16 protein-coding genes are annotated in these 16888 nt (G+C 31.0%); 14 read left to right on the forward strand and 2 right to left on the reverse strand.

Annotated elements, in window-relative coordinates:
- Window positions 1-12: 12 nt before the first annotated feature.
- Genes HX088_RS10355 through HX088_RS10370 form a run of 4 tightly spaced genes read left to right on the forward strand, consistent with a single transcriptional unit; the run spans window position 13 to window position 2843 of the window.
- Window positions 13-1206 (forward strand): sensor histidine kinase, encoded by a 1194-nt coding sequence (locus tag HX088_RS10355; protein ID WP_286484107.1) that lies wholly within the window; start codon window positions 13-15, stop codon window positions 1204-1206.
- A gap of 8 nt (window positions 1207-1214) precedes the next feature.
- Window positions 1215-1967, forward strand: a complete 753-nt coding sequence (locus HX088_RS10360) for a LytR/AlgR family response regulator transcription factor (protein ID WP_225542627.1) — start codon at window positions 1215-1217, stop codon at window positions 1965-1967.
- A 46-nt stretch (window positions 1968-2013) separates the two neighbouring features.
- Window positions 2014-2628, forward strand: coding sequence for a MarC family protein (locus tag HX088_RS10365; RefSeq protein WP_171623415.1), 615 nt, complete (start codon window positions 2014-2016; stop codon window positions 2626-2628).
- A gap of 14 nt (window positions 2629-2642) precedes the next feature.
- Entirely contained in the window at window positions 2643-2843 is a 201-nt protein-coding gene (locus HX088_RS10370) for a hypothetical protein (protein WP_171623416.1), read from the forward strand.
- 46 nt (window positions 2844-2889) lie between these two features.
- Here HX088_RS10370 and rnpA read toward each other — a convergent pair whose 3' ends face one another.
- Entirely contained in the window at window positions 2890-3270 is a 381-nt protein-coding gene (gene rnpA, locus HX088_RS10375) for a ribonuclease P protein component (protein WP_260541571.1), read from the reverse strand.
- A 112-nt stretch (window positions 3271-3382) separates the two neighbouring features.
- Here rnpA and HX088_RS10380 point away from each other — a divergent pair, with 112 nt between their 5' ends.
- The 6 genes from HX088_RS10380 to HX088_RS10405 all read left to right on the forward strand — a co-directional run bounded on the left by HX088_RS10380 (window position 3383) and on the right by HX088_RS10405 (window position 10187).
- The gene (locus HX088_RS10380) at window positions 3383-3793 is read left to right on the forward strand and encodes a BrxA/BrxB family bacilliredoxin (RefSeq protein ID WP_171623418.1); all 411 of its coding nucleotides are present in this window, start codon (window positions 3383-3385) and stop codon (window positions 3791-3793) included.
- 149 nt (window positions 3794-3942) lie between these two features.
- Window positions 3943-4860 carry a T9SS type A sorting domain-containing protein gene (locus tag HX088_RS10385; protein WP_260541572.1) on the forward strand — a complete coding sequence of 306 codons (918 nt, stop codon included), beginning with the start codon at window positions 3943-3945 and terminating at the stop codon, window positions 4858-4860.
- A 253-nt stretch (window positions 4861-5113) separates the two neighbouring features.
- Window positions 5114-6109 (forward strand): aspartate-semialdehyde dehydrogenase, encoded by a 996-nt coding sequence (locus HX088_RS10390; RefSeq protein WP_260541573.1) that lies wholly within the window; start codon window positions 5114-5116, stop codon window positions 6107-6109.
- 111 nt (window positions 6110-6220) lie between these two features.
- Window positions 6221-8476: a CotH kinase family protein gene (locus tag HX088_RS10395; protein ID WP_286484109.1), complete on the forward strand. Its 2256-nt coding sequence runs from the start codon at window positions 6221-6223 to the stop codon at window positions 8474-8476.
- Between the two features lie 134 nt (window positions 8477-8610).
- A complete protein-coding gene (locus tag HX088_RS10400; RefSeq protein ID WP_188319404.1) occupies window positions 8611-9153 on the forward strand; it encodes an RNA polymerase sigma factor in 543 nt (180 codons plus the stop codon).
- Window positions 9150-10187, forward strand: coding sequence for a hypothetical protein (locus HX088_RS10405; RefSeq protein WP_286484110.1), 1038 nt, complete (start codon window positions 9150-9152; stop codon window positions 10185-10187). Before HX088_RS10400 ends, HX088_RS10405 begins: the two co-directional genes overlap by 4 nt.
- 26 nt (window positions 10188-10213) lie before the next feature.
- Here the strand turns inward: HX088_RS10405 and HX088_RS10410 are convergent, their stop codons facing one another.
- Window positions 10214-11146 carry a bifunctional riboflavin kinase/FAD synthetase gene (locus tag HX088_RS10410; RefSeq protein ID WP_286484111.1) on the reverse strand — a complete coding sequence of 311 codons (933 nt, stop codon included), beginning with the start codon at window positions 11144-11146 and terminating at the stop codon, window positions 10214-10216.
- A 188-nt stretch (window positions 11147-11334) separates the two neighbouring features.
- Here HX088_RS10410 and atpD point away from each other — a divergent pair, with 188 nt between their 5' ends.
- The 4 genes from atpD to HX088_RS10430 all read left to right on the forward strand — a co-directional run bounded on the left by atpD (window position 11335) and on the right by HX088_RS10430 (window position 16021).
- Window positions 11335-12843, forward strand: a complete 1509-nt coding sequence (atpD, locus tag HX088_RS10415) for a F0F1 ATP synthase subunit beta (protein WP_188319401.1) — start codon at window positions 11335-11337, stop codon at window positions 12841-12843.
- Between the two features lie 87 nt (window positions 12844-12930).
- Window positions 12931-13224, forward strand: coding sequence for a F0F1 ATP synthase subunit delta/epsilon (locus HX088_RS10420; RefSeq protein WP_171623425.1), 294 nt, complete (start codon window positions 12931-12933; stop codon window positions 13222-13224).
- 454 nt (window positions 13225-13678) lie between these two features.
- The gene (locus tag HX088_RS10425) at window positions 13679-14986 is read left to right on the forward strand and encodes an O-acetylhomoserine aminocarboxypropyltransferase/cysteine synthase family protein (RefSeq protein WP_225542617.1); all 1308 of its coding nucleotides are present in this window, start codon (window positions 13679-13681) and stop codon (window positions 14984-14986) included.
- A 27-nt stretch (window positions 14987-15013) separates the two neighbouring features.
- The gene (locus HX088_RS10430) at window positions 15014-16021 is read left to right on the forward strand and encodes a homoserine O-acetyltransferase family protein (RefSeq protein WP_286484112.1); all 1008 of its coding nucleotides are present in this window, start codon (window positions 15014-15016) and stop codon (window positions 16019-16021) included.
- The last annotated feature ends 867 nt before the right edge of the window (window positions 16022-16888 follow it).

Here is a 16888-nt window from a genome sequence, read left to right on the forward strand (position 1 = left end):
TAATTGCTTGATATGAATAGTGATGTAAAAAAAATAATTTTTGTATTAATACTGATGATTTATTCATTAGTGTCAATTAAGAATGAAGTTATTGGAAATAATATTATTAGATATTTAGCTTTAGGATTGATTATTTACAAATTTGTAAAAGGTATAATCGTTTCAGATAAAAAATTGATTCTACGAAATACGCTAATTCTGTTTATTGTGAATATTTTGATTTATAGCATTATTTTTTTAACATCTCCTAATATTACGATGAATCAATTTTTTCATCCCGAAGCGTTAAAATATTTTATTGGTTATTTTTCTTTCAGTATTGCGGCATCGTTTGTAAACACTAGTGTTTTTAACGATTTCAAAAAAAATGATAAACAAATAGATAATCCTAAGAGTGAGATTTGGAAATATTTTGTTCAATCAATTGTTTTTACTCAATTACTTTATTTTGTTTTTGTAAACTTTGACAATCTATTTTTCATTAAAAAAGTATTTTATAGTCATTGGATAAATTATTTTTTAGTTGGAATTATAACAATTATATTCTTGTTATTCTTCTATTTTCTTGAGCGAAGACGTTACAAATTAGAAACTAAAATATTTCTTGAATCAACAAAAGCCGAAACGGCTACCGCAAATTTCGAAACCTTAAAAAATCAATTAGATCCTCATTTTCTTTTTAATAGTTTGAATGTTTTAACAGGTTTAATTGAAGAAAATCCAGCTAATGCAATTGATTTTACAACGTCGCTTTCTAAGATTTATCGCTATGTTTTAGAACAAAAAGACAAAGAAGTTGTTCCGATTCAAGAAGAAATAAATTTTGCAAAAACGTATGTTAAGTTACTCAAATTGCGTTTTGAGAATAGCATTGATTTTGAAATTGAACAAACAACTTTCTTTGAAAACGAATTTATTGTTCCGCTTTCTTTGCAGATTTTATTAGAAAATACGATTAAACATAATGTGGTTTCGGAACAAAAACCATTAAAAATAAAAATTTATAAAAGAGATGATTCATTAATTGTAGAAAATTCTTTTCAACCCAAAGATTCTATCAAAGAATCGACAAGAATTGGACTGAAGAATATTATTAACCGATACCAACTAATCTCAAATCGAGAAGTGAATATTGAAAAAAATCAAGAAGTTTTTCAAGTTCAACTTCCTATTTTAACTCAAAATGTGAATACTGAACTAACATAAAAAAACGGATGAAAATACTAATTATAGAAGACGAAAAGCCTGCAGCGCGTTTGTTGAAAAGACGTGTAGAAAAATTGGGTTATCAAATTCATGAAATGCTACATTCTGTTGAAGAAAGTGTTGCTTGGTTGAAGGCAAATCCGCATCCAGACTTAATTTTTTTGGATATACAATTGTCAGATGGTTTGTCCTTTGATATTTTTAATCAAGTTAAACTCTCTTCCTCTATAATTTTCACAACAGCTTATGACGAATATGTATTGAAAGCTTTTAAATTAAATTCGGTTGATTATTTGTTGAAACCAGTTGACGAAGAGGAATTAAAATTTGCAATAGATAAGTTTGAAAAACAATTTCAACAAGCTTCTTCAAGCTTTAATTTGAATGAATTGAAAAGTCTTTTTTCATCACAACAAACTGAAAATTATAAAGAACGTTTTTCCATTAAAATCGGAACTTCCATAAAAATTATAGAAACCGAAAACATCGAGTGTTTCTTTAGTGAGAACAAAGCTACTTACATACATACAAAAGACAATCGTAATTATGTAATTGATTTTTCTTTAGAAAAAGTAGAAGATCAACTCGATCCAAAGAAATTTTTTAGGATTAATCGTGGTCAGATCATTCATATCGATTCGATAAAAGAAATAACAATGTATTCTAACTCAAGATTAAAAATAGTTTTAAATACTTATAACGAATTGGATTTGATAGTGAGTCGAGAAAAAGTAACTGATTTTAAAAATTGGTTAGAATAATAAAAATTCTTTATTTTGTAGACAAATTAACATCTAAAAAAATAGAATGAATAATATTGTTTCTTTTTTCGAAAAACTTTCTATTAGTGAGATCGGAACCACATTTGCGGTACTTTTTGCAGTTATTGATATTCTGGGAAGTATTCCGATTATTGTAGGAATTCGAAGTAAAGTGGGACATATACAATCGGAGAAAGCTACGATTGCAGCTGGTATTTTATTGATTTCTTTTCTATTTTTTGGAACCAAAATTTTAAAATTAGTAGGTGTTGATGTTCAGTCGTTTGCTATTGCTGGTGCTTTTGTGATTTTTATCATCGCGTTGGAACTGATACTGGGAATTGAAATACAGAAAGGCGTCGAATCTAACTCTGCATCCATTGTCCCTATTGCGTTTCCGTTGGTAGCAGGAGCTGGATCATTGACAACAGTTTTGTCGCTTCGTTCGCAGTATGCAGATATTAACATTGTGATAGCTATTATTTTAAATATGTTAATCGTATATTTGGTGCTGAAATTTGCAGGTAAACTCGAAAAATGGTTGGGACCTGGAGTTTTATCGGTACTGAAAAAAGTATTTGGAGTGATATTATTGTCAATTGCAATCAAATTATTTACCTCAAATATCGGTGCTTTGTTTATGAATGAAATTAATATTTAAAAATTCATTATCTAATGAAAACATATATTTATATCGCAACAATTGTTTTGTTGATAGGATTAGGTTATAACCTATATGAGATGGATTATAAAGCTGGATTGATGGCTGAAGCTAACTTTCGTAGTGTTTTAGGAATTGGAGCTTCTGTTTGTGGATTAATTTTAGTATCTGTTTATTTTAGCTTTTTCCGCTTACAAGCAAATCTTAAGAAGTAAACTATTTATCTGTAGAAATAAAATAAAAAAGATTAACCCGAAAAGGTTAATCTTTTTTTGTTTGTATTGCTTCGTTCAACTTTTCTAATAATATTTTGACAGAATTTTCAATCACTTCAAAAGGTTGATGTTTAGATGAAGTATAAATCATCACCATATCGATCGAATATTGTTCTGAAGTTTGAATTAATAATTTATTTAATCGATAAGCTTCTTTTGCACGACGCTTCAAAAGATTTCGATCTACTGCGTGTTTAAATTTTTTCTTCGAAACACTCACTCCTACTCGAATATCATACTCTTCTTTTGGCTTGATTTTGTAGACAAATCTGATGGGATGAGAAACAAATGTTTTTCCATCAGAAAACAATTCATCGAATGCTTTTCTGCTTTTAAGTTTCTCATTCTTACCAAAAGTCAATTTCATATTGCTAAATTCTACGTAAATTTGTACTTGCAAAAGTAAGTATTCTAAAAAGTTTTAGAATTATGTAACTTTGAAAATAATTTATTTTTATTAAAACAAAAAAAAGAAGAATATGTATCCAGCAGAAATAGTAATGCCGATGAAGGCTCAGTTAACTTCTAATGGTTTCGAAGATTTAACTACTCCAGAACAAGTAGAAGCAGCAATCAAACAAGAAGGGACAACTTTGGTAATGGTAAACAGTGTTTGTGGTTGTGCTGCAGGTGCTGCACGCCCGGGTGTTGTCATGTCATTGAATAATGAAAAAGTTCCAACACATTTAACAACAGTTTTCGCAGGATTTGATAAAGATGCTGTAGCAAAAGCGCGTGAGTTTTTTGCACCATTCCCTCCAAGTTCTCCTGCAGTAGCTTTGTTCAAAGATGGTGAATTAGTTCATATGTTAGAGCGTCATCATATCGAAGGACACTCTGCAGATGCTATTGCAGAAAATTTAAAAGCTGCCTATAACGAGTTTGCTTAATACGATATAAATCATATTAGGATTTATTTAACCCATAATCATTGTGATTATGGGTTTTTTATTTTTTTTTGTTAATTATTTTGAAATTGTAATATAATTGTTTAGTTTTATTCCATATTAAACAGAAATAACACTAAAAATTAATAATTATGAAGAAAATTTTTACGCTTTTATCTATTGCAGCATTAACAACATCGTACGCTCAAACATTGAAATTAGAAAAAGTAGCAGAAGGATTACCAAAAGCATCTTCTCAAGCTCCAGTTCACAAAGCGAACGAGCAAACACTTATCCAATATAAGGATGGAGAAAATTTCTCTGATTCGACACCTGTTTGTGATGGCGCTATTAATCATGATTCTAGATTTTTTAAATTGTCAGATTATGGAATTACAGGAGCTTTCACTGTAACTAAAGTTGATTTCGTAGCTTCATCTCTTGCAAAAACAGCAGTTTGGGCAGAAGTAGTGACAGTAGCTCCTGGTACAAATATTAAAGCTGCTGAAATACCAGGTTCAGCACTTACATTAACAGATGCTTATGGGTCTATTACGACAGTTGGAGGTGAAAATAATTGGGAATCTATTCCATTAATGGAAACAGTTGAAATTCCTGCAGGAGTTGATTTTGGAGTTGCAGTAGCTTATGTATTTGAAAGAAATATTTGGTTTGGTAATAACGAAGGTGGAGAAACAGCACCATCATATATTGGTTGGCCAGACTCTGAATGTGTAAATGATGATGGAGCAAGTACAGTAGCTTCAGTTGGTTTCCCAGTTAGTTGGATTATGAATGTAACAGGAAATGTAGAAGGTTTAGGTACTGTTGAGTTAGGATCTAATAAATTAGCTGTATATCCAAACCCAGCAACAACAGAAGTTAACGTTAAATTAGAAGGATCTAAAGTTGCAGACGTTACAGTTGCTGATGTAACAGGACGTGTAATTCCAGTAAGCTTCTCTAAAGATGGTAAAGTTGATACATCAAGATTAGCTGCAGGAGTTTACTTCTTAAGAGTTAAAGATGACAAAGGAGTAACAAGAATCCAAAAAATCATCAAAAAATAATTTTTGATAACAAATTTTTATACAATTATAGAAAAGTGGAGCAATTTGTTCCACTTTTTTTATGTTCAAAATTCTTTCAAAAAGATGTTTTATAAATTATAATTCTAAGAAAAGTACAAATCCCTGAATTAACATCATAACATAAATTATATCATACCATATTGATTGCTAAACCAATGAAAGAGAGAAAAATGTATTGAAATTATCAGTAAATTAGCATTTCGAAATATATTATACATTATTTAATAAACAAATGAGAATAGCAGTCGTAGGCGCTACCGGAATGGTCGGCAGAGTTATGCTCCAAGTTTTGGAAGAAAGAAATTTTCCAATCACTGAAATTATACCAGTAGCATCAGAAAGATCAATAGGAAAAACTATTGAATACAAAGGAAAAGAATACAAAATTGTATCAATGCAGGATGCTGTAGAAATGCGACCAGATATCGCAGTTTTTTCGGCAGGTGGAGAAACTTCCAAACAGTGGGCGCCTAAGTTTGCAGAAGTTGGGATAACTGTAATTGATAATTCATCGGCCTGGAGAATGGACCCTAATTGTCCGTTAGTTGTACCAGAAATAAATGCAGATATTTTAACACCAAACGATAAAATTATCGCAAATCCTAACTGTTCTACAATTCAGTTGGTAATGATTTTAAATCCTTTGCACAAAAAATACGGAATTAAGCGTGTCGTTGTTTCTACTTATCAATCGGTTACAGGAACTGGTAAAGATGCCGTAGAGCAATTGAATGGTGAAATTGAAGGTCGTGATGTAACAAAAGTATATCCTTATCAAATTTTCAAAAATGCGCTACCACATTGTGATGTTTTTGATGAAGAAACAGGTTATACAAAAGAAGAATTAAAATTAACGAGAGAACCTCGTAAAATTATGCGTGTTGATGAGATGAATATCACAGCAACTGCAGTTCGTGTTCCTGTACAAGGAGGACATTCGGAGTCTGTAAACATCGAGTTTGAAAATGATTTTGATTTAGCAGAAGTTCGTAAACTGTTAGCAGAACAAGATGGTGTAACGGTACAAGATAATCCTGATACAAATACTTATCCAATGGCCTTCTATTCGGAGGGGAAAGATGATGTTTTTGTAGGACGTATTCGTCGCGATTTATCCCAACCCAATACACTAAATTGTTGGATTGTTGCCGATAATTTACGTAAAGGTGCTGCAACAAATGCAGTTCAAATTGCCGAATATTTAGTAAGAAAGAATTTAGTTGGATAATAATAAATTAGAACTATTCTATAATAAAAGAAAATCTGATATAGCATATTATATCAGATTTTTTTATGTAATAAAATGTATTTTTGAATATAATTGAAAACAATATAATATATGAAAAAAACATTTACAATTTTATTTTTAAATATTTTAATTTTTAATTTTGCGCAAACTTTAGATCCACCAAAATTTTCACATGAAAGTGGATTTTATGATAAAGATTTTAATTTAGAATTATCTCATTCAGACCCTAATGTTAAAATTGTTTATACAATAGATTCTTCAGAACCAGATATTAATAATTTAGAAGGGAGAACCTATAAATATAAAAAACAATATCCTCAGTATCCACATGATACTCCTTTTGAATTCTTTGAAAATTCTCTAAAATCAAATTTATACTTAAATTCAATTGAGGTATATGACAGATCGAATGAAGAGAATAGAATTTCTAATATCTCAACTTCTTTCCAAAAAGATCAGTATTTTCCAACGGAAAAAATGGATAAAAGCTTTGTAGTAAGAGTTAAAGCCTATAAAGACGATAATTCGTATTCAGAAACTATTACCAATGTATATTTTATCAATAAAACGTATACTTTACCTATTGCTAGTATTAATGTGAATGATGATGCTTTATTTGGATATGAAAATGGATTATTTGTAGCAGGAAAAAAGTTTGATGATTGGAGATTAACTAATTCTACTGATATAGCAGGATCATGGACTACTGCAAATTATTGGAATTCAGGGTCTACTTCTGAAGTTCCTGTTAATTTTATTTACTTAGCTGACCAAACTGTAAAAATTAATCAAACAGTAGGAGTAAGAAATCATGGAAATGGCTCAAGACATTTAAAAAATAGATCACATCGCATTTATGCTAAATCTGACTATGGAAAAAAAGACTTAAAGTATAATTTTTTTAGCGATTATGATATTGATACATTCAAACGATTAATTTTAAGAAATTCAGGACAGGATACATATAGTACTTTATTTAGAGATGCTTTTGTACAGAAATTGAATGAGCATTTGAATTTTGATACGCAAAACTATCAGCCTGTATTAAGCTTTGTTAATGGAGAATTTTATGGTATTTATAATTTAAGAGAACGTTATGATGAAAAATATTTAGAAGAGATCTATGGAATTAAAGAAAAAGATATTGATTATATAGAACAAACTTCTATTGTTGAAGCTTCTATAGGTGATCTTAAATTTTATAATGAAACTCTTGATTTTTTTAAAAATAATGATATATCAATTAATAATAATTATCAAAGAGGTATTACCTACGTAGATGAAATAAATTTTACAGATTATCATATAGCACAAATTTTTGCAGCTAATTATGATTGGCCATATAATAATAACGAATTTTTTAGAAAAAGAATTAATTATACGCCAGATGCTATTTATGGACAAGACGGAAGATTCAGATGGTTAATGAAAGATCTTGATATAAGTTTTAATGGAGATCAAGATTGGGTACCCAATTCGTATAAGCATAATACACTACAACAAGCAATATCTTCGATTAATCATGGAGGTGAGATATATGAAAATCATATATTGATAGGATTATTAGAGAATGAAAATTTTAAAAATTATTTTATTAATCGCTTTGCTGATTTATTAAATACAACATATAAAAAAGAACATGTTATTGAATTAATCGATTTAATGCAAAATAATATTCGTCAAGAAATGCCTCAAAATATTAGTCGTTGGAATTTAATTAATTCAATAGAGGATTGGGACAAAAATATTGAAATAATGAGAGAGTTTTCTCGTTTAAGGCCACATTATCAAATAGAACACTTATCTGAATTCTTTAAATTAAATGGAACTTATAACTTAAAAACTGAAACTAACAATATATCTCAAGGATTTGTAAAAGTTAATACGATTGAAATCAATAATTCAACAGTTGGTATTGAAGAAGATTATCAAAATTGGAGTGGAGATTATTTTAAATCTATTCCAGTAACATTAGAAGCAATTGCATTACCAGGATATAAATTTTCTCATTGGGAAGGTGATTTAGAATCGAATGATCAAAAAATTATAATTAATCCTTCACATAACTTTTCTGTAAAAGCTATTTTTGAAAAAACTTTAGGAGTTGGTGATTTAGATAAAGTTGATTTTATAATATACCCGAATCCAGTACAAGAAATATTAAATGTAGCTTCAAGTTCTAAAAGTAAAATTGAATATAAGATATCAAATATTATTGGACAAATAGTTGAACATAACTCAACCAATAATCAAAAAATTGATGTAAGTAAACTTAAACAAGGTGTTTACATTATCCAATTAACTCAAGATAATAAAAGAACAACGAAAAAATTCATAAAAAAATAGTTTATAAAGTCGCTTATTCAGCGACTTTTTTTATGTTTAATGAATAAGTTTTCAGAACTTTAACAAAGTTTTTACGTTAATAAAACAACCATAAACGTAATTTACGCATCTAAATAGTAAGAAAGAAAGGGATTTTGGACGAGAAACAACTGATAAAAGCTTGTATCAACAATGATTCGAAAGCACAAAGGCTGCTTTACGAAAAATACGATGCGCTTTTTTTTGCAGTTTGTAAACGTTATTTTACAGATATACAACAAGCGGAAGATGCTTTGGTAAAAGGCTTTTTGAAGATATTTCAAAATCTTAAAAGTTATTCGTTTGAAGGTAGTTTTGAAGGTTGGATGAGACGAATTATGATCAACGAATGTCTGATGGAATTGCGAAAAAATAAAATTTTTCATCTCAATGTAGACGATTACTCCTCTTCTATTTCATCCAATCAGGAGGCTTCGCAACAAATAGAGGAAGATGATGTGATGAAACTCCTCGATTATTTGCCCGATGGCTGTCGTCTCGTGTTTACCCTCTACGTTATTGAGGGATATAAGCACAAAGAAATTGCTGAAAATTTAGGTATTACAGAAGGTACATCGAAATCGCAACTCAATTTAGCGAAGACGAAATTAAAGGAAATGTTAAGTAAGAATGAACATATAAAATCAAATTTATCGTGAACACAAATGATCCAATAGAAGATTTATTCCGATCAAAAAGTAACGAAACTGTCGGTGAAAAACCGAGAGATTTGGTTTGGAAACGTATTGAGTTTGGTTTACAGAACGAAGAAAAGAAAAAGAAACCTATTCGCGTATTTATTTCAAGCGTTTGGTTTTCAGCTGCTGTTTTTGCATTAATTGCGATTCCTTATTTTGTACTTTTTATCGAAAATATTAATTCAGAAAACAGAAAAAATTCGCTTCAAGTTGTACAAACAAATGTGCCAGTTATAGAAAAATCCTCAATTGAAGAAGAAATAACAATTGTTGATTCGAAAGATAAAATAGTAGAAGAATCGATTGAAATTGTTAAAAATAATAAAGTAACGAAACAACCGACATACAAAATCATCGAAGAGAAAACCGTAGGAACAATTGCAAATGAAAATTATTTACAAGATTATTCACTTGTTTCTGCGCCAACAATTGAAGCTCCTTTATCTGCACCACAAGCAATGGAAACTCGTTCTCAAGTTTTGGATTCGATTGAAAATCAGGGGCAATTTGCAAAAGCGAATTTGAATAAGATTTCAAAGGATTCTATTATTTCTGATCGATTCGGTGGTAAAGTTTCTGGAGTTGTTGCTGCTAACGGTGTAAAAAGACAGATTACAAAACAAAAAGATACTTCGGAAGTGATGAAAATGACTGTTGTGGCAGAAGATAGAATAAGTAACACTACTTTGGAAACAGCTCCAGTTTTGGAAGTTTCTCCAAAGAAATCAATGGTTAATAAATCAACAATTATTTATAAACCATTAAAGTTTACGGTAAAGTCGGATATTCTTCGGACAAATTTTAAATTGTTGAATGTTTCAACATCATCAAAATTAGTGTTTGAAAGTTCTACAAATAGTGTGATGATAACTTTCCAAAAAGTGAAAGATAAAATTACGTTGACAACAAATCAACCCAAAATGGATGCAGTTTTATTAGGAATATTAGAAAAGAATAAAAAAGAAATTTTTGAATATTATTCAAAACCAAAATAAGAAATAAAGGTTCGCAATGCGAACCTTTATTTCTTATTTCCATATAAACGTATTGCGTTTTCTTTGTCTTGATTCATGGCAGCAATTAATTCGTCAAGCGAATTAAATTTCTTTTCATCTCTTAATCTTTCTAAAAATTCGAGGCAAATAGTTTCTTCATAAATCGTTTGATCAAAATCCAAAATATTCACTTCTACTCGATGTTCTCTCGTATTTGTTACTGTTTCTCTAAATCCGATGCTCAATAAACCTAAATATTTTTGATTATCCACAAAAACATCAACTGCATAAACGCCATCTTTTGGAATTAATTTATTGGGATCAACTTGTAAATTAGCTGTAGGAAAACCAAGTGTACGCCCAATTTTATCTCCATGAACAACTTTTCCAGATAGCGGATAATTGTAATTTAACGCTTTGTTCGCATACGAGATGTTTCCTTCGATAAGTGCATTTCTAATTTTTGTAGAACTTACCGCCACATCATTTTCTTCAACAGCCTTTAGTTGAATCAAATTGAAACCATATTCTTTCGAAAGAACTTGTAATTGCTCAAAATTTCCTTCTCTATTTTTCCCGAAATGATGATCGTAACCAATCACTAATGTATCAATATGCAATTGATCAACAAGAAAATTTTTGACAAATTCTACCGAAGTAACTTGTGAGAATTCTTTTGTAAACGCATGAATAATCAAATGTTCTAATCCAAATTGACGCAAAACATTTTCTTTTTCTTCTAAAGTGTTCAAAAATTTAAGATCACAATTTGGCTGTAAAACCATTCGAGGATGTGGATTAAACGTAATCAAAACACTTTCTCCATCAATTTCTTTTGCAATTGTATTGAGTTGTTTTAGAATAGATTGATGACCAATGTGTGCACCATCAAACATGCCCAAAGTAAGGACAGGACGTTTGATAGATTTGATTTCTTCTAAGGATTGATAAACGTTCACTAAAAATGATTTTGCACAAAATTAAGGCTTTCAAATCGAACTTCAAATCTATTTTTAATTTCCTTTGATTGTAATGTTTTGATTATTAATCAAAATATTATGACAAAAATCTTAAAAAGTATACAAATAATACAATGTTTTTAACTTACCTTTGCACCCAAATAAAATAAACTAAATCATTTCATATAATGGCAAATCAAAAGAAAGGTAAGATTGCACAGGTTATTGGACCTGTAATTGACGTTATTTTTGATAACGCAGAAGGCCTTCCAAATATTTATGATGCATTAGAGGTTCCTCGTCAAGGAAAAGAAACATTAATCCTTGAAGTTGAGCAACACATCGGTGAAGATACTGTACGTTGTATCGCAATGGATAGTTCTGATGGTTTACAAAGAGGTCAAGAGGTTATCGCATTAGGTAAACCAATTATGGTTCCAATTGGTGAGAACATCAAAGGACGTGTATTTAATGTAGTAGGAGATGCTATTGATGGTTTAGAAAATTTAGATAAAGATAACGGTTTACCTATTCACCGTCCTGCTCCAAAATTCGAAGAATTATCAACATCTGCAGAAGTTTTATTCACAGGTATTAAAGTAATTGACTTAGTTGAGCCTTACGTAAAAGGAGGTAAAATTGGATTATTTGGTGGTGCCGGAGTAGGTAAAACAGTATTAATTCAGGAGTTAATGAACAACATCGCTAAAGGACACGGAGGTTTATCTGTATTCGCTGGTGTTGGAGAACGTACTCGTGAAGGAAATGACTTAATGCGTGAGATGATCGAAGCTGGATTAATTAATTACGGTGAAGAATTCATGCAATCAATGGAAGGTGGATCTTGGGATTTATCTAAAGTTGACCACGAAAATATGAAAGAGTCTAAAGCTGCTTTCGTATTCGGACAAATGAACGAACCTCCAGGTGCACGTGCTCGTGTTGCTTTAACAGGTTTAACATTAGCTGAATATTTCCGTGATGGTGATGGACAAGGTCAAGGACGTGACGTATTATTCTTCGTAGATAATATCTTCCGTTTTACACAAGCAGGTTCTGAGGTTTCTGCCTTATTAGGTCGTATGCCATCTGCCGTAGGTTATCAACCAACATTAGCAACTGAGATGGGGGCTATGCAAGAGCGTATTACATCTACTAAAAACGGATCTATTACTTCTGTACAAGCTGTATATGTACCTGCCGATGACTTAACTGACCCTGCGCCAGCTACAACTTTCGCGCACTTAGATGCTACAACGGTATTAGATCGTAAAATTGCTTCATTAGGTATTTACCCAGCGGTAGACCCATTGAACTCTACTTCTCGTATCTTAACACCAACAATTCTTGGAAAAGAACATTACGAAACAGCTCAACGTGTAAAAGAAATCTTACAACGTTACAACGCTTTACAAGATATCATCGCGATCTTAGGTATGGAAGAGTTATCAGAAGAGGATAAATTAGTTGTACACCGTGCACGTCGTATCCAACGTTTCTTATCTCAACCATTCCATGTTGCAGAGCAGTTTACAGGTATTCCAGGTGTATTAGTTGATATCAAAGATACAATCAAAGGATTTAACATGATCTTAGATGGTGAAGTTGACCAATATCCTGAGGCTGCATTCAACTTACGTGGTACAATCGAAGAAGCGATTGAGGCTGGAGAAAAAATGTTAGCAGAAGTTAAATAATATTTTTATATAACAATATAGAAGAGTGCTTACGTTTCTTTTACTCTAAAAGTTACTAAGTACTCTTTTTTTTAAAACAATAGGATTATGCACTTACAAATTATTACGCCAGAATTCGTAGTTTTCGATGCAGTAGTAGATGCTGTTACTTTACCAGGAAAAGATGGTGAATTTCAGTTATTAAACAACCACGCTCCTATCGTTGCAACTTTAGGTGAAGGAACAATCAAAATTTACGTTCACACAAAAACTTTCGAAGATTTCGATAATATTTCAGGTAAAGTTTATAGCTCTCCATCAAATGAGTCTACATTATTATTAGACATTAAAGGAGGAACAATTGAAATGAACAACAATAAAGTAATCGTTTTAGCAAACTAATTACTTTTTTTGAACAAATATTACAAAAGGAGATCAATTTTGATCTCCTTTTTTGTTTCCTCATAATTATACTCGATAATTTCTTCAAATAATATTCTATAAAATTTAGATTAATAGTTTTTCCAGTATTGATTTACCTATAAAATATAAAATTATTCTAATTAATTAAATATTATAGGAATTTTTTCTAAAAATAGTTTTAATATTTTATAATTTAGAAAATAATTCTAATTTCACTTCATCAAAAAAGGAGTTACGAAAGGTAACCCAAAATGAGCTAAAATTTTTCAGATGAAGTACAATTCTCAAAAACATTCTTTTGGACACGGTGTCCTACTTCAAAATATTTATAATTGTGTCAATAGTAAAATCCGAATGTGTTATTGTTAATTTAATTCAACAAACCTACTCTACCCTACAATTTAATTAATTATCACATTCAAATCATTTTATTATGTCAACAGAAAAAAAATTACATTTCGATACATTACAAGTTCACGCAGGTCAAGAAGTTGATCCAACAACAGGTTCGCGCGCAGTTCCTATTTATCAAACATCATCTTATGTTTTCAATGATGCCGAACATGGAGCAAATTTGTTTGCGTTAAAAGAATTTGGAAATATTTATACACGAATTCAAAATCCAACAACAGACGTTTTTGAAAAACGTATCGCAGCATTAGAAGGTGGTGTTGCCGCTTTAGCAGTTGCATCTGGTCAAGCAGCACAATTTATTGCATTAAATAATATTTTAGAATCTGGTGATAACTTCGTTTCTGCTTCTAATCTTTATGGAGGAACATACAATCAATTCAAAGTTGGTTTTAAACGTTTAGGTGTCGAAGTACGTTTCGCAGAAAATGCAGATCCTGCGATTATCGAATCATTAATTGACGAAAATACAAAAGCAATCTATACCGAAACAATCGGAAACCCGAGTTTCAACGTACCCGATTTCGAAGCAATTTCAGCTATTGCAAAAAAATATAACCTTCCTTTAATTGTTGATAACACATTTGGAGCTGGTGGCTATATTTTCAAACCATTAAAACACGGCGCAAATATTGTAGTCGAGTCTGCTACAAAATGGATCGGTGGGCACGGAACTTCTATTGGAGGCGTGATTGTAGATGGTGGAAATTACGATTGGGGCAACGGAAAGTTTCCACAATTTTCAGAACCATCGGAAGGTTATCATGGTTTAGTTTTTTCTGATGTTTTCGGAATTAATGGTCCTTTTGGAAATATTCAATTTATTATCCGTGCACGTGTCGAAGGTTTACGTGATTTTGGTCCTGCCATTTCTCCATTCAATTCTTTTTTATTGATTCAAGGTTTAGAAACATTGTCATTAAGAGTGCAAAAACATTTGGACAATACGTTAGAAATTGCGCGTTGGTTAGAATCTCATCCGCAAGTCGAAAAAGTTAACTATCCTGGTTTAATTTCATCTCCAAGTCATCAATTGGCAAAAAAATATTTGGAAAATGGTTTCGGAGCGGTTCTTTCATTCGTAATCAAAGGAAATGCAGAACAAGCCAATCATTTTATAGATAGTTTAGAATTGATTAGTCATTTGGCAAATGTTGGCGATGCAAAATCTTTGATTATTCATCCGTCAGCAACAACTCATCAACAATTGAGTGATGAAGAACAACAATCTGCAGGTGTTTACCCAGGATTATTGCGTCTTTCTGTCGGTATAGAACACATCGATGACATCAAAAATGATCTTCAACAAGCGTTTGATAAAATTAAATAATCCGTTACTTTCGAATATAATTTAATAATGAATTTTCAACAATATCATTATAATCGATCTTTTCAATTAGAAAATGGTCAAACTTTAGAAAATTTAACCATTGCCTATCACACGGCAGGATCTTTAAACAACAAGAAAGATAATATCATTTGGGTTTGCCATGCACTTACGGCAAACTCAGATGTTTTTGATTGGTGGGCAGGTCTTTTTGGAGAAAATCATTTATTTAATCCAAAAGATCATTTTATTATTTGTGCAAATGTCATTGGATCCAATTACGGAACCACAAATCCATTGTCTATAAATCCGGCTACAAATACGCCTTATTACCGAGATTTTCCAACGATTACAATAAAAGACATGGCCAATGCGCATCAACTTTTAGCCGATTATTTAGGAATTTCGACCATTCATTTGTTAATAGGCGGTTCGCTTGGTGGTCAACAAGCCTTAGAATTTACTTTACTTAATAAAGTAAAAGTTGATAATTTGGTTTTGCTGGCAACAAATGCAGTTCATTCTCCGTGGGGAATTGCGTTCAACGAATCTCAGCGTTTGGCAATAGAAGCCGATCCAACTTTTAATGATATGACAGAAGATGGAGGGAAAAATGGATTGATTGCGGCGCGAACAATTGCGATGCTTTCTTATCGCACCTATTCTATATATAATGAAAAGCAAAAAGATGATCATTCGGTTTATACTGATTTCAAAGCGTCATCCTATCAAAAATACCAAGGACAGAAATTAGCAAACCGATTTAATGCGCACTCCTATTGGACGCTTTCCAAAGCCATGGATTCACAAAATATTGCTCGAAATCGAAAAAGTTTAGAGAATTCACTTGCTCAAATTTCGTCTAAAACCCTTGTGATTGGTATTTCTTCGGATATTTTATTCCCACCTACGGAGCAAAAATTTATCGTGAATCATATTCCAAATGCAACATATACCGAAATAGAATCTTTATTTGGACACGATGGTTTTTTGGTTGAACTCAAAGAATTGAATAAAATCCTAAATCATTTCGTCTAAATAATAAATGAAGCTCGAATTTTTTAAGCTTTTTATGACTAATTTATTTCGCTTTGCGAAACCTTTCCCGAGTTCATAGCCCAAAAGTAGCCGCTGCCCATTTGCTTGATTCAGCAAATCGTCACCGCCTAATCATTCCATGCAGTGAAAATACAAACCTCGCGCGCAATGAGTTTCCTTTTTTTCAAACTATAAACCGTCCAAAAAAAGTATTGTATACACTCTACTGCCACTCTACTGCCACTATGTTGCCTTCATCTTGCCTTTATCCTGCCTTTAAGTAGGGAGTAAGCTGCAAGTACGAATTGAGGATATAGCTGATTTTCACGAAACTTAAATCAAAATTATGACTAAAAATATTAGTTCTATTTTTAAGTATCGTAGGGTATTTTACTTTCATTTCAGTATTGATTGGAACTCAAGGTTGGAAATATATGTTTGATAGTCTAAAAAATATAAAAGAAAATCCACTCGATTTTTATATGTTTTTATGGCCAATTTTAATTTCAGGAATACTCTTATTTGTTAACGTAAAACTTTATTTGAATTTAAAATCACACAAAAAAAATCCATAAACAATTCTAAATACGCAATTAATTATCATGATTAATTTACTCACTTTCAGTAAATAGCGTCTATTTTACTTTTTATTTGGTTTTTATAGAAAGTTGCGTATATTTGAGAGTTAGCTGTAATGCGTCCAAAATTGCGCACAAAACAAAAATGATGAACCAAGAACTAAATAAATTTGAAAAGTTACTTTTTGGTACTACTCTATCTCAAATTTCATATCTAATTGAAGACGAAGAAGCGAAAGAATATTTCGGTTATAATTTTCAAACTGAAAAACTGAATTTCAAATTTAGA

The organism is Empedobacter sp. 225-1, from assembly GCF_030328185.1.
Classification (GTDB): domain Bacteria; phylum Bacteroidota; class Bacteroidia; order Flavobacteriales; family Weeksellaceae; genus Empedobacter; species Empedobacter stercoris.